This is a genomic window from Pseudonocardia sp. ICBG1293 (assembly GCF_020131355.1).
Lineage (GTDB): Bacteria > Actinomycetota > Actinomycetes > Mycobacteriales > Pseudonocardiaceae > Pseudonocardia.
On the sequence record NZ_JAHLEL010000054.1, the window covers coordinates 26,026 to 48,854 of the forward strand.

A 22,829-nucleotide genomic window follows, 5' to 3' on the forward strand; every position below is an offset into this window, starting at 1 on the left:
ACAACGCACCGACCAGCGGCGATCCAACTTATCGTCGAGTAGGCGACAATCCGGCGGCCGCCGCCGTGTCGGCCAGGACCTGCTCGACCATGGCCGGGGTCAGGCGTCCGGTGAAGGTGTTCTGCTGACTCACGTGGTAGCAGCCGAACAGCTCCAGCGGCTCCCGGTCGGGGCGCGCGGGCGCCAGCGTCACCGACGCCCCGTGCCCGAACCTCGGAGCCGGCCGCGGGACCGCCCACCCCGCCCCGGCGAGCACCGGCAGGAGCGCCTGCCACCCGAAGCCGCCGAGCACCATCACCGCACGGACCGTCGGGGCCAGCAGGTCGAGCTCCTGCTCCAGCCAGCCGCGGCAGGTGTCGCGTTCGGCGGGCGTCGGCTTGTTCGCCGGCGGCGCGCAGTGCACGGGCGCGGTGATCCGGACCCCGTACAGCTCCAGACCGTCACCGATGTGCGATGCGGGCGGCTGCGACGCCAGCCCGACGGCGTGCAGCGCCGCGTAGAGCACGTCACCGCTGCGGTCGCCGGTGAACATGCGTCCGGTCCGGTTCGCCCCGTGTGCGGCGGGCGCCAGACCGACGATCAGCATCCGGGCGTCGGGCGGGCCGAAGCCGGGCACCGGGCGACCCCAGTAGGTCTCGTCGCGGAACGCGGCCCGCTTCTCCCGGGCCACCTGCTCGCGCCACTCGACCAGCCGCGGGCAGGACCGGCACTCGGAGATCCGCTGGTCGAGAACCGTCAGGTTCATGCGATCGATCGCGCGATCCCGTCGAGGATGTCGTGCTCGGAGACGACCACGCGGTCGATACCGGCACGGGCGTGCAGCTCGTCGGCCAGTGCCTGCACGACCAGCGCACCGGCACCGATGACGTCGACGCGGCCCGGGTGCAGCGAGCCGTGCCTCTCCCGCTCCGACCGCGACGAGCCGATCAGCAGGTCCGCGACCCGGTGCAGCTCGTCGCGGGTCAGCGTCGAGCCGTGCACCTGCTCGCGGTCGTAGGCGGGCAGCTCCTGGGAGATCCCGGACAGCGACGTGATCGTTCCGGCCACCCCGACCCAGGTCCTCGCGGTCCCGACCGGGACCGACGCGAACGCCTCGGCCAGCACCTCGGCGGCGACGGCCCGCGCGGACCCGATCTCGGACTCCGACGGCGGGTCCGAGGGCAGGCAGCGCTCGGTCAGCCGCACCGACCCCATGTCGACCGACTTCGCCGCCGTCACCTGCGCGACGCCGTCGCGCAGCTCCCCCACGACGACCTCGGTGGACCCGCCGCCGACGTCGGTCACCACGAACGGGCCGTCGTCGGGGTCGAGGTCGCCGACCGCGCCGACGAACGACAGCCGCGCCTCCTCGTCCCCGGAGATGATCTCCGCCTCGACACCGAGGGTGTCGCGGACCATCGCGAAGAAGTCCTCGCGGTTCGACGCGTCCCGGGGCGCCGACGTGGCGACCATCCGGATCCGCTCGGCGCCCTTGCGGCGGGCGGCGACGGCGTAGTCGACCAGCGCCACCCGGGTCCGCTCCAGGGCCTCCGGGTCGAGCCGGCCGGTGGCGTCGACGCCCTTGCCGAGCCGCACGATCCGCATCTCGCGGTGCAGGTCGCGCAGTTCCTTCTGGCCGTCGAAGGCCTCGGTGACATCGGCGACGAGCAGCCGGATCGAGTTCGTTCCGCAGTCGATGGCGGCAACCCGCGACATCGGCACTCCTTCGGGTACGACGACGGTCGGTCCGAACCGTAGCCGGAAGGCGCGGGCGGACCCGCGGGCCGGGGTTACCCTCCGGTAATGGCGACGACGCGCATCCCCGCCCCGGTGTCCGACCTCGGCACGCACGAGGTCCTGAACCAGGTCCCGGACCGGGCCGACGGCGACCTGCTCTCCGCGGACCCCGCCGTCGTCGAGGCGGTCGGGCGCGAGGGGGGCGACCCGGCGGCGCTCCGGCAGCTGGCCGCGACGATCGGGACCGCCGAGCACCGCGAGCACGCCCGCGCCGCCAACACCCACGAGCCCGAACTGCGCACCCACGACCGCACCGGCCATCGTGTCGACGAGGTCGCCTTCCACCCGTCGTGGCACGCGCTGATGCGCACCAGCGTCGAGCACGGCCTCGCCGCCGCACCGTGGGCCGCCGCGCCCGGCACCGGCGCGCACGTCACCCGCGCCGCGGGCTTCTACCTGACCTCGCAGGTGGAGCAGGGCCACCTGTGCCCGATCTCGATGACCTACGCGGCGGTGCCGGCGCTGCGCCACGCCCCGGAGCTCGCCGCCGCCCACGAGCCCGGCCTGACCGCGCGGACCTACGCACCCGGGCTCGCCGTCCCCGCGGACAAGGCCGGGCTGCTCGCAGGCATGTCCATGACCGAGAAGCAGGGCGGTTCCGACGTCCGCGCCGGCACCACCGTCGCCACCCCGCAGCCCGACGGCAGCTACCGGCTCACCGGCCACAAGTGGTTCACCAGCGCGCCCATGAACGACCTGTTCCTCACCCTCGCCCAGGCCCCCGGCGGGCTGACCTGCCTGGTCCTGCCCCGGGTGCTGCCCGACGGCACGCGCAACGCGATCCGGCTGCAGCGGCTCAAGGACAAGCTCGGCAACCGGTCCAACGCCTCGTCCGAGATCGAGTACGCCGGCGCCGTCGGCCGGCGCGTCGGCGACGAGGGCCGCGGCGTCCGCACGATCATCGAGATGGTCTCGATGACCCGGCTGGACTGTGTGCTCGGCTCCGCGGCGACCGCGCGGGCCGCGGTCATCGAGGCCGCGCACCACGTCGCGCACCGGTCGGCCTTCGGCGCCCGGCTGGCCGACCAGCCGCTGATACGCGAGGTCCTCGCCGAGCTGGCCGCGGAGACCGAGGCGGCGACCGTCCTCGCCCTGCGCCTGGCCGGGGCGGTCGACCGGGGCGAGACGGCGCTGCTGCGCCTGGCCCTCCCGGTGTCGAAGTACCTGGTCTGCAAGCGGACCTCCACCGTCGTCGCCGAGGCGCTCGAGTGCCTCGGCGGCAACGGCTACGTCGAGGAGTCCGACCTGCCCCGGCTCTACCGGGAGGCGCCGCTGAACTCGATCTGGGAGGGCTCGGGCAACGTCACCGCGCTCGACGCGCTGCGTGCCATCGCGCGCGAGCCGCACGCCGTCGAGGCGCTGCTCGCCGAGATCGACCTCGCCGCGGGCGCCGACCCACGCCTCGACGCGACCGTGACCGCGCTGCGCGCGGAGCTGGCCGCACCGGAGGAGCGCCGGGCCCGCCGCCTCGCGGAGCTGGCCGCGCTGGCCCTGCAGGGATCGCTGCTGGTCCGGCACGCGCCGACGGCCGTCGCGGACGTCTTCCTCGCGACCCGGCTCGACACCGACGGGCCACTGCGCACGGCCGGGACCCGGCCCGGCAAGGACACCGTCGGGGTGCTGCTGGAGCGGGCGACGCCCTGATCGACCGGGCGGTCAGGCCGTCGCGGGGCCGTCGCCGGGCACGAGCACGAGCCGCCCGAAGACGGTCCCCGCGTCCATCCGGCGGTGCGCCTCCACCGCGGCCCGCAGCGGCAGTACGTCGTCGACGACGGTGCTGAGCCCGCCCCGGACGGCCGCGTCGAACTGGTCGGCGCGGACCGCGTCCCGTCGCGGGTGGGGGACGGTGTCCAGGCTGAAGGTGGCGAACGAGCGCGACTGCCGGAACTCCCGGATCAACGCCGACCCCACGTCGGCGGGCGGGAACCCGGCGACCGCACCGACGAGGACGAGCCGCCCGTTCGGGGCCAGCCGGTCCAGGAACGCCGGGACGTCCGGTCCCCCGACCACGTCGATGATCACGTCGTAGCGGTCCGTCCCGCCCGCGCCGGACCGGTCGAGGACCCGGGTCGCCCCGAGCTCGCGCAGTCGACGCCCCCGTTCCGCGGACGAGGTCGTGACCGCCACCTCACCCGCACCGCCCTGCACGGCGAGCTCCACCGTCGCGATGCCGATGCTCCCCGCCGCACCGCGGACCAGGACGCTCTCACCGGACGTGTGGTGGGCGTGGGCCAGGGCGAAGTGCGCCACGGGACCCGCGCTCCCCAGGGTCACCGCGCGGACCGCCGTCAGGCCGTCCGGCAGGGCGACCACGTCGTCGACCGCCGCGAGGACCTGCTCGGCGTAGGCACCGCCGGTACCGGTGAAGGCCCAGACCCGCCGGCCCGTCCACGCCGGGTCGACCCCCTCTCCCGTCGCGGTCACCACACCCGCCGCCTCGCTGCCCGGCACCATCCCCACCGGGAACCCGCTACCGAGCAGACCTCGACGGATCACCGTGTCCACACCTCCGACACCGATCGCCTCGGCCCGGACGAGGACCTGACCCGCGCCGGGTCGCGGCACCGGGACCTCGACCACCTCCAGCCCGTCCGGGGCACCGAACTCGCCGATCCTGACCGCCTGCGTCTCCGTGTCCTCCCTGGTCGCGTACCCTTCCGACGGTAGTGGACGCACCCGTCCACTTCGGCGGAAGTGAGACGGATGGACCGGGAGCTGCCTCGCCTACGGGCCGATGCGCAGGACAACCGCGACCGGATCCTCGTCGCCGCCCGCGCCCTGTTCGCCGAGGGCGGGCTGGACGTCGGGATGCGCACGATCGCCCGGCGGGCCGGGGTCGGACCCGCCACCCTGTACCGCCGTTTCCCGACCCGCGACGACCTGGTCCGCGAGGCGTTCGCCGAGGAGATGCGCCGGTGCCGGCAGATCGTCGTCGACGGAGCCGCCGACGACGACCCGTGGCGCGGCTTCCGGACGGTCGTGCACCGGCTCCTCGCGCTGAACGTGCGGAACCGGGGCTTCGTCGACGCGTTGACCGCCGCGGAGCCCGCCCGGGACCTGCTCGCCGGCCACCGGCAGGAGCTGCTCGGCATGCTCGACGGTCTCGCGTCACGAGCGCGGGCGGCCGGTGCACTGCGGGCCGACTTCGGCCTCGACGACCTGGTCCTGGTCCTCCGGGCCGGGCGGGGTCTGGCCGCCGCGCCGGAACCGACCCGGGCACGCGACGCGGCCCGCTTCGCGCGGCTCGCGGTCGACGCCTTCCGCGCCACCGACCGGGCCGTCGAGCAGCCGACCGGGGGTGCGGCGGGTCCGATCACCACCCCCCGGCCCCGGTAGAGGCGTCGGGGGGCGCCGGGGCCGGCCCCGGCGAGGGCGACGCCGGCATCCCGGCGGAGCCGGCCGTGCCCACGGCGTGACCGCCGGGGCGAGCGGCGGCGGGCCCGTTCCGGTTGCCCTGCTGCACCGCCGCGGTGAGCCGGGCCAGCAGGTCCAGTGCGGACTCCCGCTGCGGGCCGGACAGGACCCGGCAGACGTCGTCGATCTCGGTGATCGCAGGCAGCCAGGCGGCGCCGGCAGCACCCCGGGCCGCGGCCGTCGCCGCGAGGGTGACCCGCCGCCGGTCCTCGGCGTCCCGCCCCCGTGCGACGTAGCCGGCCCGCTCCAGGCGGTCCGCCAGGACCGTGGTCGAGGCCAGGGTGATCCCCAACCGGCCGGCGAGCCCGGTCGCGCCCATGGGTCCGTGCTCGGTCAGCACCATGATCGCGGTCATGTCGGTCACGCCGATGCCCATCGTCCTGGCCGTCCGCACCACCAGGTCCTGCGACGCGGAGATCAACCCACTGACCGCGAGCGACACGTCGTCCAGGTCCGCCAGCCCCGGCAGTGCACGGATCGTCTCGTCGCGTGTCGGCTCGTCCCGCATCACACCGCATCCCACCACAGACGATTACTTAGACAAACTAAGCTTAGACAGTCTAAGCATTGGGTCGATCTCCGGTACCGGACCACCGTCGAGAGGCACCCTCATGAGCAACCCCACCGTCCTGATCTCGGGCGCGAGCATCGCCGGACCCGCCGCGGCCTCGTGGCTCGCCGCCAACGGCTGGGACGTGACCGTGGTGGAACGGTCCTCCCGGCTCCGGGAGGACGGCCAGAACGTCGACGTCCGCGGCTCCGGACGCGAGGTCGTCCGTCGGATGGGCCTGGAGGAGGCCGTCCGGGCCGAGCACACCACCGAGACCGGCATGGCCTTCGTCGACTCCCGTGGCGCCACGATCGCCGAGTTCCCGGCCGACCGCACGGACGACCTGTCACCGACCGCCGACCTGGAGATCCTGCGGGGCAGGCTCGCGCGCCTGCTCCACGACCACTCCGCCGCGTCGGCCGAGTACGTGTTCGGCGACCGGATCACCGGGCTCGACGACGACGGGCACGGCGTCGACGTCCGCTTCGCCCGGGGACCGGCCCGGCGGTTCGACGCCGTCGTGGTCGCCGAGGGCGCCCGCTCCCGCACCCGCCGACTGGTGCTGCCGGAGGCGACCCTGCACGAGCTGCGGCTGGTGTGGGCCTACTTCACGATCCCCCGTACCGCCGACGACGACCGACGCTGGCGGATGCACCTCGGCGGGCGGGGCCGGGTGGTCCACCTGCGCCCGGACGCCGTCGGTACGACCCGCGCGATGCTCAGCATGTCCACCGACACCCTCGGCTTCGACCGGCTCGACCGCGCCGGGGCGACGGCGCTGCTCCGCGCGACGTTCGACGACCTGGGCTGGGAGACCCCTCGGATCCTCGGCGCCCTGGACGACACGACCCCCTACATCGACCAGGTCGCACAGGTTCGGACGCCGTCGTTCCACCGCGGCCGGGTGGCGCTGCTCGGCGACGCCGCGTGGTGCGCCGGACCGTTCGGGACGGGAACCACGAGCGCTCTGACCGGTGCCTACGTACTGGCCGGTGAGCTGGGCAGGACCCCCGACGACGTCCGCGGCGCCTTCGGTCGTTACGAGCGCCTGCTGCGCCCGATGACCGACCGGGCGCAGCAGTTCGTCATGTTCCACCCGCGGACGGACCGACAGCGCCGCCTGCTGCAGCTCGGGATGCAGGTGCTGGCCGGGCCGCTCGGCGGGACGCTGCGCCGAGCGGGGCTCGTCGACGACACACTGCCCGTCCAGCACCTCGCACTGCCCGACTACCCGGTGCGGACGCTCGCGCCCGCCACCGGCTGAGCACGCACAGGACCGGGCCTACAGGCAGGGCGGTCCGGACCGCCACCACTCGCCGATCTCCTCGAGGGCCTCGTCGCCGAACGGGTTCACCCCGGACCCGGCCGCCAGTGCGTGCGCCACGTGCACGTGCAGACACTTGACCCGGTCCGGCATCCCCCCGGCCGTGACGTCCGGGTGCGTGGCCAGCGGCTCGATGGCGTCACGCTCGGCGAGGTAGGTCTCGTGGGCTCGGCGGTAGGCCGCGGCCAGCTCCTCGTCGGCGGCGAGCCGCTCCTCCATCTCGCGCATCCGGCCCTCCGCCTCGAGGGTCCCGATCCGGGACGCGAGCCGCGCGCACGTCAGGTAGTACAGCGTCGGGAACGGGGTGCCGTCGGGCAGCCGCGGCGCCGTCTGCACGACCGCCGGGTGCCCGGACGGGCAGCGGTAGGCGACCGCGAGGACCCCCCGTGCGGCGCGGCCGAGCTGGTCGGCGACGGCGTCGAGGTCGGCCCGGCCGACCGGGCCCGGCTCCAGACCGGGCGGACGGGAACGAGTGCTGCTCACGCCCTCATCGTCGCGGGTCGCCCGTGACGTCGTTCCACAGGGTGTGGAACCAGGGCACGCCGGGCTCGGCCTGACCGTCCTCGACGACCGGCGCCGGCGGGGCCGGGAACTGCACGACGTAGGGGGTCTCTCCCGGCTGGACCATCCCGAGCCGGGACCGGGCCTGCGCCTCGACCTCGGCCGGGTCCGAGAGCCGGGCGCGGTCGGAGGACAGCCGCGCGACGTCGGCCTCGAGCGCCTGCTGCCGGTCGGAGACGTCGGCCAGCTCCTGGCGCTGGGCGACGAAGTTGTGCAGCGGCACGGCGACGGTCAGGGCGAGTGCGCACACGACGATCGCGAGGATGGCGGCCCGCTTCGTGGAGGACAGGCCCAGCAGACCGGTCGTGCGCGCGACGACCTCGCCGGCACGGGACCGGGCACGCGTGAGCCGGGGGCGGGCACCCTGCGGTGCGGCCGGACGCGACCGCGCAGCCGACCCGCCCGTCGACGCGGGCGCCCGCGCCGAGCGCGCGGTCGTGGCCCGCGGCTTGGCCGCGGCCCGGCCGCGCCCCGCAGCGGACGTGCGCGCACGGCCGTCCCGTCCACGTCCCCGACGATCCGCCATGCGCCCTCCCGTCCGTCCCGGGTTCCCTCACCCGCCAGTGCCGCTCCGCGTCGCCCGGTGCCGCTCGGTGCCGCTCCGTGGCGGCCCGCCCAGCATGCCGCCCGATCGGGCGCCGGTGGGGGCGCCGCGCCGAACCGTCCGCAGACGATCCGGGCGGCACCGGTGCCACCAACGGGGGAACGACCGGAGCGTCAGCTCTGGCCGGGCACCTGGTAGCGCGGGAACGCCAGCTCGCCGTTGTAGCGGGCGGCGTCACCGAGCAGCTCCTCGATGCGCAGCAGCTGGTTGTACTTGGCCACCCGCTCGGACCGCGCCGGGGCGCCGGTCTTGATCTGGCCGCAGCCGGTCGCGACGGCGAGGTCCGCGATGGTGACGTCCTCGGTCTCCCCGGAACGGTGGCTCATCATGCAGCGGTAGCCCGCGTTGTGCGCCATGGTCACCGCATCGAGGGTCTCGGACAGGGTGCCGATCTGGTTGACCTTCACCAGCAGCGCGTTCGCGGCGCCGCGGGCGATGCCGTCCTCGAGGCGCTCGGGGTTGGTGACGAACAGGTCGTCGCCGACCAGCTGCACCTTGTCGCCGATGGACTCGGTGAGCGCGACCCAGCCGTCCCAGTCGTTCTCGTCCAGCGGGTCCTCGATGGACACCAGCGGGTAGGTCGAGACCAGCTCGACCCACACCTCGGAGAGCTTGTCCGCGGTGATCTTCTTGCCCTCGAAGGAGTACTTGCCGCCCTCGTGGAACTCGGTCGCGGCGACGTCGAGCGCCAGCACGACGTCGGTACCCAGGGTGTAGCCGGCGCGCTGCACGGCCGCGGCGATCAGGTCCAGCGCCCCGCGGGTGCCGCCCTTCACGTCGGGGGCGAAGCCCCCCTCGTCGCCGAGACCGGTCGACAGACCCTTGTCCTTCAGCTCCGACTTGAGCGCGTGGTAGACCTCCGCGCCCCAGCGCAGGGCCTCGCGGAAGGTCTCCGCACCGATCGGCGCGACCATGAACTCCTGCACGTCGACGGAAGTGTCGGCGTGCGCACCTCCGTTGAGGATGTTCATCATCGGCACCGGGAGGACGTGCGCGTTGGAGCCGCCGACGTAGCGGAACAGCTCCAGGCCCGAGGACTCCGCCCCGGCCTTCGCGACGGCCAGCGACACGCCCAGCAGGGCGTTCGCGCCGAACTTCGACTTGTCCGGGGTCCCGTCGAGGTCGACCAGGCGCTGGTCGACCAGGCGCTGGTCGACCGCCTCGACGCCGACGAGCTCCGGCCCGATCTCGTCGAGCACAGCCGCGACGGCCTTCTCGACGCCCTTGCCGCCGTAGCGGTTCCTGTCGCCGTCCCGCAGCTCGACGGCCTCGTGCTCGCCGGTCGAGGCGCCCGACGGGACCGCGGCACGCGCCAGCGTGCCGTCGTCCAGCGCGACCTCGACCTCCACCGTGGGGTTGCCCCGGGAATCGAGGATCTCGCGTGCCCCGACCTGCTCGATGACCGCCACCGTGACTCCTGTTCTGATCGCGGGTGTCGTCCGGAGCGTCAGCGTAGTCACCGGTGGGCCCCCGGCGGGGGACGCCTGCGTCACCCCACGGGCCACCGGCGCCCTGTCAAGACCTCGCATCCCGCCCGGATCGCACCTAACGTAAGGGTGACCATGAGCAGTCCCCGTGCGAACCCTCAGGACCCGGTCGCGGCGTTCCGCCGTGCCGACCGGCTGCTCTCCCGGCACCGCCCGCTCGAGGCGCTCGACGCGCTGCGTCCCGTCCTCGAAGCGCACGGTCCGGACGAGCCCGGCGACGCCTCGGTGCACCTGCTCGCGGGCCGCGCCTACCTGGACTCGGCACAGCTGCGCAAGGCCGAGGCAGCCTTCACCAGGGTGGTCGAGACCGACCCGGCCGACCACTACGCGCGTTTCGCCCTCGGCAAGACGCTGCAGCGCCAGGGCAGGCTGGGTGAGGCCGAGACCCAGCTGAAGATCGCCTCGGCGATGGATCCCCGCCCGGAGTACCAGGAGGCCCTGGGCGAGGTGCGGGCCCGCATCGCACTCGCGCCCGACCGGCCCTGAGCTGCGAAAACGGATCTTCCGGGGCGAATGCCCCGCGACACTTCCCCGCCCGATCGGGTGAGGTTAGCCTTCCCGCCCGGCAGCGCACCCTCACCTGGTGCTGCCGTCGGTGTCGGCGCCGTGGGAGGACGCATGCTGGGAAACGCGCTCATCGGGCTGCGCGAAGGGCTCGAGGCCGCGCTGGTCGTGGCGATCCTCGTGGCCTTCCTGGTCCGCACCGGGCGTCGCTCCGAGCTGCCCCGGGTGTGGGCGGGCGTCGCGCTCGCCGTCGCCGTCAGCGTCGGCGTCACGCTCGGGCTCACCCTGACCCAGCAGGCCCTGACGTTCGAGGCCCAGGAGGCGCTCGGCGGCTCGCTCTCGATCGTCGCGGTCGGCTTCGTCACCTGGATGATCTTCTGGATGCGCTCGCACGGGCGGACGCTGTCGCGCGAGCTGGAGGGCGCCCTGGACCGCGCCGTGTCCATGGGGCCGTGGGCCGTCGTCGTGATGGCGGCGCTCGCCGTCGGCCGTGAGGGGCTGGAGACCGCGGTCTTCTTCTTCGCCGCCGCGCAGGCCGCGGGCGAGACCGCCGGACCGCTGGTCGGCTTCCTGATCGGCATCGCGATCGCCGTCGCCCTGGCGTACGCGATCTACCGCGGCGCGCTGCGGATCGACCTCGGGCGGTTCTTCACCGTCACCGGCTTCCTGCTGGTCTTCGTCGCCGCGGGGATCCTCGCCTACGGCGTGCACGACCTGCAGGAGGCCGGGATCCTGCCCGGCCTGACCACCCTGGCCTTCGACGTGAGCGACGCGGTCCCGGCCGACTCCTGGTACGGCACCCTCCTCAAGGGCGTCTTCAACTTCTCGCCGCAGACCACCGTGCTCGAGGCCGTCGTCTGATCGGTCTACGTCGTGGTGGTCCTGGCGCTGTTCCTGCGCCCCGCCCGCCGTCGCGCCCCGGCCACCGCCGACGCCTGACCGGCCCGCACACCACCCCGTCCCGCCGCGCCGTCGCACACGCGCCCGGTGTCCACCCCCGAGGAGAACTCCACGATGTCCCCAGTCATGCGCACGGCCGCAGGCCTGGCCTCGATCACCGTGGCCGCCGCCCTGCTGGCCGGCTGCACCTCGACCGCTCCCTCGGCACAGGGCCCCGGCGACGGCGGTCCGATCACGGTGAACGCCACCGACACCGCCTGCGAGGTCTCGGCCACCGAGGCCGTCGCCGGGAACCTGACGTTCCGGATCACCAACGCCGGGAGCAAGGTCACCGAGTTCTACCTCTACGCCACCGGCGACCGGATCATGGGCGAGGTCGAGAACATCGGGCCCGGCCTGTCCCGCGACCTGATCGTCGAGGTCCCCGACGGGGGCACCTACACCACCGCCTGCAAGCCGGGCATGTCCGGCGACGGCATCCGTGCCCCGTTCACCGTGACCGGCTCCGCGCAGCGCGCCACCGACACGAACGACGAGCTCGCCGCCGCGACCGCCGGCTACCTGCGCTACGTGTCCTCCCAGTCCGACGCCCTGGTCGCCAGGACCTCGGAGTTCGCGGCCGCGGTGAGTGCCCGCGACACCGCGAGGGCCAAGGCGCTGTTCCCGGTCGCGCGCACCTACTACGAACGCATCGAGCCGATCGCCGAGTCCTTCGGCGACCTCGACCCGAAGCTCGACGGCCGCGAGGACGACGAGCGCGACCCCGGCGTCGCGTGGACCGGCTTCCACCGGCTGGAGAAGGACCTCTGGGTCGACGGTCTGCAGGCCGACTCGCCGCAGGTCGCCGCCGCCCTGGTCACCGACGTCAAGGACCTGCAGGGCCGCATCCCCGCGCTGCAGCTCACCCCGGCCGAGCTCGCCAACGGCGCGAAGAGCCTGCTCGACGAGGTCGCCACCGGCAAGATCACCGGAGAGGAGGACCGGTACTCCCACACCGACCTGTGGGACTTCCAGGCCAACGTGGAGGGCTCGCAGGCCGCCGTCGCCGCGCTGCGCCCGGTGATCGACCAGAAGGACCCGGCCCTGGGCCCGCTGCTCGACCAGCGCTTCGCGGCCGTCGACACGCTCCTGCAGGGCTACCGGGACGGCGACGGCTACCGGCTCTACACCCAGCTCACGCCGGAGGACACGAAGAAGATGGCCGCTGCCGTCGACGCGCTGGCCGAGCCGGTCAGCACGGTCGCGGGCACCGTCACCGCATGAGCCCGCTGCACGTCTCCCGGCGCGGACTGTTCGGCCTGACCGGCGCCGGCGTGGCACTGGCCGGGGCGGGTGCCGCCGCCGGATACGGCCTGTCCGGCGACGCGTCCGCGGCCGGTGACGGCACCGTCGCCTTCCGCGGGGCCCACCAGGCCGGGATCGTCACCCCCGCGCAGGACCGGCTGCACTTCGTCGCCCTGGACCTCACCACCACCGACCGGGCCGCCGTGCTCGACCTGCTGGCCCGGTGGACGGCGGCGGCCGAGCGGATGACGGCCGGGCAGGAGACCGCCGAGGGCGGTGCGCTGCCGGGCAACCGCTACACCGCCCCGGCCGACACCGGCGAGGCGCTGGGGCTGGCGCCGTCGTCGCTGACGTTGACCTTCGGCGTCGGACCGGGGTTCTTCGACAGGCTCGGCATCGCCGACCGGCGCCCGGCCGGGCTCGCCCCGCTGCCGCGGTTCCAGGGCGACCGGCTCGACCCGGCCCGCTCCGGCGGGGACCTGTGCATCCAGGCCTGCGCCGACGACCCCCAGGTCGCCGTGCACGCGGTGCGCAACCTGGTCCGGGAGGGCTTCGGTGTGACCGAGGTGCGCTGGTCCCAGCTGGGGTTCGGACGGACGTCGTCGACCTCGACCGGGCAGGCGACCCCGCGCAACCTGTTCGGCTTCAAGGACGGCACCAACAACCTCAAGGCCGAGGAACCGGACCTGCTGGACCGCCACGTGTGGGTCGGCGACGAGGGCCCGGAGTGGCTGCGCGGCGGCTCCTACCTGGTGGCGCGCCGGATCCGGATGCACATCGAGGTGTGGGACCGGTCCAACCTCGACGACCAGCAGCGCACCATCGGCCGGGACAAGGGCGAGGGTGCGCCGCTGACCGGCACCGCGGAGTTCGACACCGCCGACCTGGCCGCGACCGACGCGTCCGGCCCGGTGATCGGCGACGACGCGCACATCCGGCTCGCCTCCGAGCAGGAGAACGGCGGGGCGCGGATCCTGCGGCGCAGCTACAACTTCGTCGACGGCTCCGACGGCCACGGCCACCTCGACGCCGGGTTGTTCTTCATCGCGTTCGTGCGCGACCCGCAGCGCCAGTACGTGCCGATGCAGCGCAGGCTGGCCCGTTCCGACGCGCTCAGCGAGTACCTGGAGCACAACGGCTCCGCGCTGTTCGCCGTCCCGCCCGGTCTCGCCGAGGGCGACGACCACTGGGGCCGGGCGCTCCTGGCCTGACCGCGCGTCCCGCGCCGTGAGGCGATCACCGCCGGAACCGGTGCCGGCCTCCACCACGGGCCGGCCGGTCGGCCCGACCGACCGGCCGCCGCCCGCCCGCTGCGGGCCGGTGCCGCCGGGTCGGGCCCGCCGGATCGGGCCCGCCGGATCGGGCCCGCCGGATCAGGGCCGCCGGATCGAGGCCGCCGGATCGAGGCCAGCCGGATCGAGGCCAGCCGGATCGGGGCCGCCGGGTCAGGGCGCGGGCGGCACCGGGGCGGTGGTGCGCTGCGCGTAGTCGGCCGCCGCGGCCCACACGTCGCGGGCGTAGTCGCCGGAGGCGTTGTAGGCGAGCACCCCGCGCCACCAGTCCCCGGCGTCGGCGACGTCGCGACCGTCCGCACACAGGTAGCCGGCCGCGGCGAGGGCGGCGTCGTCCACCTGCTGGGGATCGGCGACGCCGTCGCCGTTGCCGTCGGCGCCGTAGCGCGCCCAGGTCTCGGGGAGGAACTGCATCGGCCCGACCGCGCGGTCCAGCACCGGGTCGCCGTCGAGGCGGCCGCCGTCGGTGTCGGCCACCCGGCGGGTGCCGCCGGTGCCGTCGAGCGGGATACCGATGATGGGCGGGTCGACCCGGCCGTCCGGCCCCGGCTCGCCGCCGCGGAAGGTCGCGTGCCGGGACTCGATCCGGCCGACCCCGGCCAGGGTCGCCCAGCTCAGCCGGCAGTCCGGGGTGCGCTCGCGCTGGCGCAGCTCGGCGTTGGCGTAGGCGCGCAGGGTCCGCTCGGGGATGTCCGCCTCGGTCGCGGTCGTCCGCGCCCACGCGACCACGTCGGTGCCCGCGGGCAGCGGCGCGGACGCGGGCGGGGCCGACTGCCGGTCGACCGGGGTGCGGGGCAGCGACGGCCCGAAGCCCGGACCGGTCGCCAGTGAGACGACCAGGATCAGGGCCACGATGCCGCCGATGGCCGCGAGCAGCGACGGGGTGCGCACGCTCACACGCTACCGACGGGTATCACCCGATCGGGGCGGGGGTCAGGGAGAGTCCCAGTAGCGACGCCAGTCCTCGGCGGTCAGCGCGTGCGGGTCGCGGCCGTCCGCGGCGGCGGCCTTCTCCGCCGACCGCACCCGCGCCTCGAACTCGCGGGCGGTCGTGCGCAGCGCCGCCTCGGGGTCGCCGCCGCCGAGCTGCGCGGCCGCGGCCAGCCGGAACAGCGCCGCACCCGCACCGTCGTCGGCGGGCAGCAGGTCCGCGGGCAGGCCGGCCTTGGCGGTCCGTGAGGTCAGCTTCGCGGCGAGCGCGACGGCGGGCTGGACCGTCGCGATGCCGTCGACACTGGACTCGCGCTGCTTCTCGGCGCGCTTGAGCTCGTCCCAGCGGCGGTCCTGGTCGGCGGCCGTGGCGACCTGCTCCCCCGCGGCGAACACGTGCGGGTGGCGGCCGACGAGCTTGTCGACGAGTCCGGTCGCGACCTCGTCGATCCCGAACGGGGCGCCCGGGTGCTCGGCGGCGACGCGGGCGTGGAACAGCACCTGCAGCAGGACGTCGCCGAGCTCCTCGCGCAGCTCGGTGCGGTCGCCGTCCTCGATGGACTGGTAGAGCTCGTAGCACTCCTCGACGAGGTAGCGCAGCAGCGAGGTGTGGGTCTGTTCGGCGTCCCACGGGCAGCCGCCGGGCGAGCGCAACCGGTCCATCACCGCGACGGCGTCGAGCACCGCGTGCCCGGTGGGCGGCGGCACCGCACCGGGGTGCGCGGCGGCGGGGTGGTCGGCCGGGACGAGCAGCACCGTGCCGTCGGCCAGGTCGGCCGGGTCGGTTCCCGTCCAGTCGGTGGCTCCGGCGGTGGCACCCGCGTCGAGGCCGGGCACGGCGAGCACGTCGGTCGCCGAGCGGAGCGCCGGCAGCGCCGCCGCCGGGATCGCGGCCCCGCGGCGGGGACAGACGACGACCGTCGCGGCCATCAGGGGGCGGGCGGGGTCGGGTTGCCCGCGGCGACCGGGAGCACCACGGAGGCGTCCTCGGCGGTCGGCACGGCGAGCATCTGGATCGGGTCCCACTCGCCGTAGCGGGGGTTGAGCTGCACCCCGGTGCGCAGCGCGGTGGGGGTGAGCATGCGGATCCCGGCCTCGGACAGCGAGCGCTGGTCCAGCTGGCCGACCGCGTCCCCGCCGGCGGGGGCGCCGAGGTCGCGCTCCGTCACCCGGACCACGACCCAGCCCTGGCCGCTGCCCAGCGGGAAGGCCGCGACCCAGCCGGCCGGGATGCCGATCAGCGGGGTGAGCGCGGCCTGCGGTGTCTCGGCCGGGCGGATCGCGAGCCCGCGCTGGGTGGTGCCGGCCCCGGCCAGCGCCGCCTCGGCGCGCTGCCCGCCCGCGGCGACCTCGCGGGCCAGGGTGGTGGCCTGCGCCCGGTCCTGGGCGACGGCGACGTCCGCGGTCACCGACAGCCGCGGCAGCTCGCGGCGGGCGAGCTCGGACAGGGTCAGCTCGTCGCGGGTGGCGGCCTGCGCACCGCCGACGGCCAGCGACGACTCCTGCACCGCCTGCTCGCCGCCCTGCTGGGCGACCGCCGCGGCGACCTGCTGGTCGGACACGCTCACGCCCTGCTCCGGCGCGGTCAGGGCGAGCAGGTCGCGGATCACCAGCTGGGACACCACGGCCCGCCCGATGTCGGCCTCGGAGCCACCCTGGGCCTTGAGACCGTCGACCAGCCCGGGCCGGGTGAGCACCGAGGTGATCGCCGGTTGCACGGTGGCGAGCGGGATCGAGCTCTCCCCGACGATCGCGGCGGAGTCGACCCGGCTCGGTCCGGTGCCACAGCCGGCTCCGGTGACAGCGACGGCCCCGACGATCAGCAGGGCAGCGGTGATCCTGCGAGTGCGCACGGCGGTCAGCCTCTCACGCGATGTGGTGCCGATCTCCTCCGCCCGGCCGCGGGGGGAGCACGGGCCGGGCCGCCGACGGCCTCCCGGCGAGATCCGGGGGCCGCGCGGGCGGGTGCTCGTCGAGCCGGGCCAGGGCGATCGCCACGGCCCGGTCCAGCTGCGGGTCCCGTCCGGCCGCGCGGTCCTGCGGGGTCACGACGACCTCCACGTCCGGGTCGACGCCGTGGTTCTCCATGCTCCAGCCGACGTCGTCGAACCAGGTGGCGTAGCGGGGCTGGGTGACCAGGGTGCCGTCGACGAGCCGGTAGCGGCTGTCGATGCCGATCACCCCACCCCAGGTGCGGGTCCCGACGACCGGCCCGACGCCGAGCCGCTTGATCGCGGCGGTGACGATGTCGCCGTCGGACCCGGAGCGCTCGTCGGCCAGGGCCACCACCGGTCCGCGCGGTGCCTGCTCGGGATAGGTGGCGGGTGCGCCGTGGCGGGGCAGGTCCCACCCGATGACGCGGCGGGCGAGCTTCTCCACCACCAGCTGCGAGGTGTGGCCGCCGCGGTTGCCGCGCACGTCGAGCAGCAGCCCGTCCTTCGCGGTCTCGCGGGCGAGGTCGCGGTGCAGCTGGGCCCAGCCGTAGCCCATCATGTCCGGCACGTGCAGGTAGCCCAGCCGTCCGCCGGACCGCTCCGCGACCTCGGCCCGCAGCCGGGCCACCCGGTCCTGGTAGCGCAGCTCGTCCTCGGAGTGCAGCGGCCGGACCGCGACCCGGCGGACGGTGCCCGCGTCGACCCGGTCGGGACCGGAGCGGACGGTGAGCTCCACGATGCTCCCGGCCGTCCCGACGAGCAGCGGGGCGGGGCCCCAGTGCGGGTCGAGCGGGCGCCCGTTGACCTCCAGCAGCACGTCCCCGGGCCGGACGTCGACGCCCGGCCCGGACAGCGGGCTGCGGGCGGCGGGGGCGGAGGTCTCCGGCGGCAGGACGCGCAGGACCTGCCGTCCCGGGCCGCCGTCGGGGTCGGGCCCGAGGTCGGCGCCGAGCAGCCCGGGCCGCCCGGTCGGGTCGCCGCCGGGACGACCGCCGATCACGTAGGCGTGCGAGGTACCGAGCTCGCCGTGCAGCTCCCACAGCACGTCGAGCAGGTCGTCGTGGGTCCCGACCCGGTCGACCAGCGGCCGGTACCGCGCGGTCTCGGCGGCCCAGTCGACGCCGGCCATGTCCTCGACCCAGAAGTGGTCGCGCATGAGGCGGGCGGTCTCGTCGAACATCTGACGCCACTCCGCGGCCGGGTCGACGGTGACCACGAGCCGCCGGGTGTCGATCGTGAACTCGTCGCCCCCGGCGTCGTCCTCCGGTGCCGCGGAGCCGCCACGGTCGGAACGCAGCAGCCGCACGGTGCCCCGGTCGCGGACGACGAGCCGGGTCCCGTCGCCGCTCACCGCGAACGACGACGCCGGGTCGGCGACGACGGTGACCGTGCGCCGGGCCAGGTCGAACCGCTCCAGCACGGCACGGTCGGGCTCGGCGTCGTCGTCGGGGAGGCTGTCGCCGAGCACGCCGGTGCCGCCGGGCAGGCGCAGCCAGACCAGGCCACCCCGGACCGCGGCGAGCCGGGTGTAGCGGGCGGCCTCGACCGGCACACCGACGACCCGGTCCGCCAGCCCCTCGACGTCCACGACGACCTCCGGCGGCGCCTCGTCGGCGTCCGGTCCGGACCGGCCCCGGCCGCCCCGCGCCCCCGTTACCTTCTTGATCAAGCCCGCTGAGGGCTTGCAGGCCGCCGGCCGCGGTATGACTGACTGCCCCTGTCGCCCGATGATCTGGGGGGTGTTGTCGCCGTGGCCGGAGGGCGCCAACGACCGCTGATAGAGACCTGACCCGTGTGGTCTGCTCGTAACGTGGCTGCCGGCGCGGGTGCTCGTGGTCGGCCTGCCGCGACGAGAAGGGAGCGGCGGTTGCCCGATCCTGACCAGCACCCGACCGGGTTCGCGGTGTTCTGCGGCCTGGACGTGGGCAAGTCCGAACACCACGCCTGCGCGGTCGACACCAACGGGAAGCGGGTGCACGACAAGGCCCTGCCCAACGACGAATCGGCGCTGCGCACCGTGCTGTCCGGGCTGGCCGAGCACGGCGCGGTGCTGATGGTCATCGACCAGCCCGCCTCGATCGGAGCGCTGGCCATCGCCGTCGCTCGTGATCTGGGGATCACGGTGGCCTACCTGCCCGGGCTGGCGATGCGCCGCATCGCCGACCTGCATCCCGGGCAGGCCAAGACCGACGCCCGCGACGCCCACGTGATCGCCGAGGCCGCCCGGACGATGCCGCACACCCTGCGCCGGGTCGGCACCGACGACGAGACCCTCGCCGAACTCACTGTGCTCGCCGGTTACGACGATGACCTGGCTGGGCAGAGCACCCGGCTGACGAACCGGCTGCGCGACGCCCTGCTGCATGTTCATCCCGCCCTGGAACGCCTGCTCGGGCCACGCCTGGACCGCGGTGGCGTGCTCGACCTGCTCGCGGCCGCGCCCACCCCGCAAGCCCTGCGAGAGCTCGGCGCTGACGGGATCGCCGAGACGATGCGGGCCCGGTCGCCTCGACTGGCCCGCACCCTTCCCGCCCAGATCCTGACCTCGCTCGACGCCCAGAGCCTGACCGTTCCCGGCACGGCCGCGTTCGCCCGTGTCATCACCGGCGTCGCCGGGCAGCTGCGCCAGGTCCACACCGAACGCGACCAGCTCGCCGACGAGCTCGAAGCCCGCCTGGAGGCCCACCCTCTTGGACCGGTCCTGACCTCGATGCCCGGACTCGGGGTCAGGACCGCCATCAAGATCCTCACCATCGTCGGCGACGGCTCCGGGTTCCCCACCGCCGGGCACCTCGCCGCTTACGCCGGCCTCGCCCCAGTCACCCGCCGCTCCGGCACCTCGATCAAAGGCGAAACCCGATCCCAGCGCGGCAACCACGCCCTGAAATCCGCGCTGTTCCTGTCCGCATTCGCCGCCCTGGCCGACCCCGCCAGCCGCGCCTACTACGACCGCAAACGAGCCGCCGGCAAACGACACAACGCCGCCCTGATCTGCCTCGCCCGACGCCGCACCGACGTCATCTACGCCATGCTCCGCGACCGCCGCCCCTACAACCCGCCCACGGTCAACAACCCCGATCCAGAACTCGCCGCCGCTTGACGAACCCATAGAGACACCCCCCGTCCGGTGTGTGCCCGGGCCCCGGCCGCGGTGGCGACCACCCGGCCCGCGTCGTCGCCGGCGGTGTCGCCGTCGGGTCCGGGCCCGCCGCCGGGCTCCGGCGGGGCCGGGGGCGTCGGCGGGGTGGCGGGCGGGTCGTCCGGGCCCTCGTCGGCCGGGTCCACCGGCCGGCCGTCGGGCCCCGCGCCGAACGGCGACGGCGTCCGGGCGGCCAGCGGGACCAGGAACGGCTTCCACCCGGTGCCGAAGGCCAGGTCGAAGGAGTGCTCGTCGTAGCTGGGGTCGAACACCCGCCGGGACAGGAACGCCAGGTGCCTGCCGTCGGCGGTGAAGACCGGGTCGCTGTCGTGGAAGCGGGCCGGGGTGACCTCGGCGTGCTCGCCGTCGGCGACCCGGGTGAGCACGATCCGCGACAGCCCCTCGGGGGTCGGGTCGCACCAGGCCAGCCAGGCCGAGTCCGGGGACCAGGACACGTCGGAGGGCTCGCCCGCGGTGCCGCGGTGCAGCTCGCGCAGCTCCCCCACCGCGCGGTCCGGGGCGGCGTCACCGACCACGCCGTCGGCGGGCCGGTCGTCGGGGCCGGGCACCGGCTCGGGTGCGGGGTCGGCCCCGGTGTGCAGCACCAGCAGCCTGCCGTCGTGCGTGGCGAGCGCGACGGCCGAGCCGTCCGGGGCCGGGGCCAGCTCCAGGACCCGCCCGACCGCGCCGTCGGCGTACCGCGCCCGCTCCGGGGCGGCCGGGGCGTGGGGATCGAGCGGGGCGACCACCACCGCGTCCTCACCGGTCGCGTCGTCGACCCACACCGCACGACGGGTGCCGAGCGGGTGCGCGAGCCGGGCCCGGACCCCCGGCTCGGCGAGCAGCGCGCGGGCCGGGCCGTCGCGGTGGGTGAGCCGGTGCACGGTGCCGCGCACCGCCACGATGCCGGCGCGGCCGGTGCGGTCCGGCCGGATCGGACCGAGGTCGCCCGGCAGCGAGGCGCGGAACGGCTCCCGGGCGCGCTGCGGCCCGCCGGTCCGGACGTCGATCCGGCGCGGCTGCGAGGCGGCGGACAGATCGTCGAGCAGGAAGATCTCGCCGGCCGACTCGTAGACGATCCGGCGCCCGTCGGTACTGGCGTGCCGCGCAGCGAAGCCGGTGCCGCCGACGGCGCCGTGGTCGGTGTGCCGGCGCAGGTCGGTGCCGGGGTCGGCGAGCGGGACGGAGTAGACGTTGCCCCAGCCCTCGTGGTCGGAGACGAACGCCAGGCGGGGGCCGGTGCCGTCCTCGACGATCATCGGGCACTCCAGCTGCCCCGCCAGGTCGGCCAGGATCCGGCGGAACTCCCCCGAGCCGGTGGCGTCGAGCCACAGCCGCCCGGCCCGCCCACCGCGGTAGCGCTTCCAGTGGGCGGCGTCCCGCCCGCCCTCGACCTGGGTGAGCACGGCCGGCCCGCCGGGCTGGTGGGCGAGTGCGGTGAGCGTGCCGTGCGGCAGCAGCCGGGGCGCACCGCCCGTCGCCGGGACCGCGTACGCCCACAGCCGGGACGTCGCGTCCTCGTGCGCGGAGAGCGCGACCACCTCGCCGCCGGGGGTCCAGCCCGCGGCACGGGTCGCCGCGTCGCCCCACCAGGTCAGCCGGGTGGGCGTGCCGCCGTCGGCGTCGACCCGGTACACCTCCGGGGCGCCGTCGCGCCGGGACGCGAAGGCCACGGCCCCGCCGTCGGGTGCGAGACGGGGCGCGGTGACGGGCACCGCGTCCGCGGTCAGACGATGGGCCCGCCCGCCCTCCACCGGGGCCGTCCACAGGTCGTCCTCCGCGACGAGGACGAGCGAGTCACCCGACAGGTGGGGATGGCGCAGGAAGCTCACACGGCGACGTTAGCCGCACGCACCGACATTCCGGACCCGTCCGCGGGGTCCCCGGTGCACACGCAGCGCAGCGGCGCGAAACCGTTGAAGCCGACCGAGGAGTAGCTGGCGGTGTAGGCGCCGGTGTGCAGCAGGCGCACCACGTCACCGGCGCACAGGTCGTCGGGGAGCAGGTAGGGACGCCTGCGGTACAGCACGTCGGCGCTGTCGCAGGTCGGTCCGGCCAGCACGACCGGTGAGCGGGGGCCGCCGTCGCGGGCGGTGCGGATGGGGTAGCGGACCAGCACCCCCTCGGTCTCGGCGAGCCCGCCGAAGCGGCCGACGTCGAGGTAGACCCAGCGCGGTCCGGCGGCGCCGTCCCGGTCGGACACGAGCACCACCTCGCTGTAGAGCGTCCCCGCGTCGGCGACCAGGCCCCGCCCCGGCTCGATCATCAGGTCCGGCCGGTCGTCGCCGAACTCCGCCGCGACCGCGTCCCGGATCGCGTCGCCGTAGTCCGCCAGCGGGCGGACGTGCGCGTCGTAGTGGGCGGGGAAGCCACCACCGAGGTCCAGCAGGTACGGCCGCAGCCCGCGGGCGCGGACCCGGCGGAACACCTCCGCGGCGTCGGCGATCCCGGCCCGCCACGCCCCCGGGTCGAGCTGCTGGGACCCGACGTGGAACGAGACGCCCGCCGCGCCCAGGCCGGCCGCGGCGGCGTCGACGAGCAGGGAGGCGGCCGCGGCGGGTGCGGCGGGTGCGCACCCGAACTTGCCCTCCAGCGGGAAGCAGGAGCCGGTCCCGACGCAGGAGACCCGGGCGAACACCTCCGCACCCGGCGCACAGCGGGCGATCTTGGCCAGCTCCGCGGCCGAGTCGACGGCGAACCGGCGGACGCCGCTGCGGTGGGCGAACGCGATGTCGCGTTCCTTCTTCACGGTACTGCCGTAGGAGATGTCGGCAGGCTGCGCCCCGGCCGCCAGGCACAGTTCCAGTTCCGGACGGCTGGCGACGTCGAATCGTGCGCCCAGGCCGACCAGAAATGCGACGAGCCGGGGGTCGGGATTGGCTTTGACCGCATAGAAGAGATCTGCCCCGGGAAGTGCGTGTCCGAATTCCTCGTACCGTTCCCGGATCGCATGCAGGTCCAGCACCAGGCACGGAGTGCAGAACTCAGCTGATTCGGTGGAGACGGGCCGGCGATCGGACATCGGACACACCTCTTTCCCGGAAACGGGTGTTGCACGACGGAAACGGCGCCCTTCAGCTGCCGTGGAACCGATCGTAAAACAGAGTGGATCACCCGCGCGGGTGCCGTG

20 protein-coding genes and 1 pseudogene are annotated in these 22,829 nt (G+C 75.1%); 8 read left to right on the forward strand and 13 right to left on the reverse strand.

Going from position 1 to position 22,829, the window contains the following annotated elements:
* Positions 1–28: 28 nt before the first annotated feature.
* Positions 29–745, reverse strand: coding sequence for a uracil-DNA glycosylase (locus KPF47_RS30825; protein WP_224387929.1), 717 nt, complete (start codon positions 743–745; stop codon positions 29–31).
* The gene (locus tag KPF47_RS30830) at positions 742–1,695 is read right to left on the reverse strand and encodes a Ppx/GppA phosphatase family protein (RefSeq protein WP_224387928.1); all 954 of its coding nucleotides are present in this window, start codon (positions 1,693–1,695) and stop codon (positions 742–744) included. Before KPF47_RS30830 ends, KPF47_RS30825 begins: the two co-directional genes overlap by 4 nt.
* An 87-nt stretch (positions 1,696–1,782) precedes the next feature.
* Between KPF47_RS30830 and KPF47_RS30835 the strand changes: the two genes are divergently transcribed.
* Positions 1,783–3,420 carry an acyl-CoA dehydrogenase family protein gene (locus KPF47_RS30835; RefSeq protein ID WP_224387927.1) on the forward strand — a complete coding sequence of 546 codons (1,638 nt, stop codon included), beginning with the start codon at positions 1,783–1,785 and terminating at the stop codon, positions 3,418–3,420.
* 12 nt (positions 3,421–3,432) lie between these two features.
* Here KPF47_RS30835 and KPF47_RS30840 read toward each other — a convergent pair whose 3' ends face one another.
* Positions 3,433–4,389 carry a zinc-binding dehydrogenase gene (locus KPF47_RS30840; RefSeq protein ID WP_374108814.1) on the reverse strand — a complete coding sequence of 319 codons (957 nt, stop codon included), beginning with the start codon at positions 4,387–4,389 and terminating at the stop codon, positions 3,433–3,435.
* 90 nt (positions 4,390–4,479) lie between these two features.
* Here KPF47_RS30840 and KPF47_RS30845 point away from each other — a divergent pair, with 90 nt between their 5' ends.
* Positions 4,480–5,112: a TetR/AcrR family transcriptional regulator gene (locus KPF47_RS30845; RefSeq protein ID WP_224387925.1), complete on the forward strand. Its 633-nt coding sequence runs from the start codon at positions 4,480–4,482 to the stop codon at positions 5,110–5,112.
* Here the strand turns inward: KPF47_RS30845 and KPF47_RS30850 are convergent.
* Positions 5,090–5,698, reverse strand: coding sequence for a MarR family winged helix-turn-helix transcriptional regulator (locus KPF47_RS30850; protein WP_224387924.1), 609 nt, complete (start codon positions 5,696–5,698; stop codon positions 5,090–5,092). The two genes, KPF47_RS30845 and KPF47_RS30850, sit on opposite strands and share 23 nt — an antisense overlap.
* Before the next feature lie 103 nt (positions 5,699–5,801).
* On the opposite strand from KPF47_RS30850, the gene KPF47_RS30855 reads away from it, so the two are divergent.
* On the forward strand, positions 5,802–7,004 hold the full coding sequence (locus KPF47_RS30855) for an FAD-dependent monooxygenase (protein WP_224387923.1): 1,203 nt from the start codon (positions 5,802–5,804) through the stop codon (positions 7,002–7,004).
* Positions 7,005–7,022: 18 nt separating this feature from the next.
* Here the strand turns inward: KPF47_RS30855 and KPF47_RS30860 are convergent, their stop codons facing one another.
* The 3 genes from KPF47_RS30860 to eno all read right to left on the reverse strand — a co-directional run bounded on the left by KPF47_RS30860 (position 7,023) and on the right by eno (position 9,638).
* Positions 7,023–7,547 (reverse strand): DUF501 domain-containing protein, encoded by a 525-nt coding sequence (locus tag KPF47_RS30860; RefSeq protein WP_224387922.1) that lies wholly within the window; start codon positions 7,545–7,547, stop codon positions 7,023–7,025.
* A gap of 4 nt (positions 7,548–7,551) precedes the next feature.
* Positions 7,552–8,151: a septum formation initiator family protein gene (locus tag KPF47_RS30865; protein ID WP_224387921.1), complete on the reverse strand. Its 600-nt coding sequence runs from the start codon at positions 8,149–8,151 to the stop codon at positions 7,552–7,554.
* 191 nt (positions 8,152–8,342) lie between these two features.
* The gene (gene eno / locus KPF47_RS30870) at positions 8,343–9,638 is read right to left on the reverse strand and encodes a phosphopyruvate hydratase (RefSeq protein ID WP_224392305.1); all 1,296 of its coding nucleotides are present in this window, start codon (positions 9,636–9,638) and stop codon (positions 8,343–8,345) included.
* Positions 9,639–9,791: 153 nt separating this feature from the next.
* On the opposite strand from eno, the gene KPF47_RS30875 reads away from it, so the two are divergent.
* The 4 genes and pseudogenes from KPF47_RS30875 to efeB all read left to right on the forward strand — a co-directional run bounded on the left by KPF47_RS30875 (position 9,792) and on the right by efeB (position 13,615).
* A complete protein-coding gene (locus KPF47_RS30875; RefSeq protein ID WP_224387920.1) occupies positions 9,792–10,202 on the forward strand; it encodes a tetratricopeptide repeat protein in 411 nt (136 codons plus the stop codon).
* Positions 10,203–10,334: 132 nt separating this feature from the next.
* Positions 10,335–11,159: pseudogene (gene efeU / locus KPF47_RS30880) on the forward strand (iron uptake transporter permease EfeU).
* A 75-nt stretch (positions 11,160–11,234) separates the two neighbouring features.
* The gene (gene efeO / locus KPF47_RS30885; protein WP_224387933.1) at positions 11,235–12,383 is read left to right on the forward strand and encodes an iron uptake system protein EfeO; all 1,149 of its coding nucleotides are present in this window, start codon (positions 11,235–11,237) and stop codon (positions 12,381–12,383) included.
* On the forward strand, positions 12,380–13,615 hold the full coding sequence (gene efeB / locus KPF47_RS30890; protein WP_224392306.1) for an iron uptake transporter deferrochelatase/peroxidase subunit: 1,236 nt from the start codon (positions 12,380–12,382) through the stop codon (positions 13,613–13,615). Before efeO ends, efeB begins: the two co-directional genes overlap by 4 nt.
* Positions 13,616–13,849: 234 nt before the next feature.
* Here efeB and KPF47_RS30895 read toward each other — a convergent pair whose 3' ends face one another.
* Genes KPF47_RS30895 through KPF47_RS30910 form a run of 4 tightly spaced genes read right to left on the reverse strand, consistent with a single transcriptional unit; the run spans position 13,850 to position 18,229 of the window.
* Positions 13,850–14,587, reverse strand: a complete 738-nt coding sequence (locus tag KPF47_RS30895; RefSeq protein ID WP_224392307.1) for a lytic transglycosylase domain-containing protein — start codon at positions 14,585–14,587, stop codon at positions 13,850–13,852.
* A gap of 42 nt (positions 14,588–14,629) precedes the next feature.
* Positions 14,630–15,556: a MazG family protein gene (locus tag KPF47_RS30900; RefSeq protein WP_224392308.1), complete on the reverse strand. Its 927-nt coding sequence runs from the start codon at positions 15,554–15,556 to the stop codon at positions 14,630–14,632.
* A complete protein-coding gene (locus tag KPF47_RS30905; RefSeq protein ID WP_224392309.1) occupies positions 15,556–16,479 on the reverse strand; it encodes a SurA N-terminal domain-containing protein in 924 nt (307 codons plus the stop codon). The genes KPF47_RS30900 and KPF47_RS30905 overlap by 1 nt, the downstream gene beginning before the upstream one ends.
* A 13-nt stretch (positions 16,480–16,492) precedes the next feature.
* A complete protein-coding gene (locus KPF47_RS30910) occupies positions 16,493–18,229 on the reverse strand; it encodes a S41 family peptidase (RefSeq protein ID WP_224392310.1) in 1,737 nt (578 codons plus the stop codon).
* A gap of 198 nt (positions 18,230–18,427) precedes the next feature.
* Between KPF47_RS30910 and KPF47_RS30915 the strand changes: the two genes are divergently transcribed.
* Positions 18,428–19,660 carry an IS110 family transposase gene (locus KPF47_RS30915; RefSeq protein WP_224386690.1) on the forward strand — a complete coding sequence of 411 codons (1,233 nt, stop codon included), beginning with the start codon at positions 18,428–18,430 and terminating at the stop codon, positions 19,658–19,660.
* On the opposite strand, the gene KPF47_RS30920 is transcribed toward KPF47_RS30915, so the two are convergent.
* Positions 19,609–21,531, reverse strand: a complete 1,923-nt coding sequence (locus tag KPF47_RS30920; RefSeq protein ID WP_224392311.1) for a hypothetical protein — start codon at positions 21,529–21,531, stop codon at positions 19,609–19,611. The two genes, KPF47_RS30915 and KPF47_RS30920, sit on opposite strands and share 52 nt — an antisense overlap.
* Entirely contained in the window at positions 21,528–22,721 is a 1,194-nt protein-coding gene (locus KPF47_RS30925) for a type III PLP-dependent enzyme (RefSeq protein WP_224392312.1), read from the reverse strand. Before KPF47_RS30925 ends, KPF47_RS30920 begins: the two co-directional genes overlap by 4 nt.
* Positions 22,722–22,829: the final 108 nt, after the last annotated feature.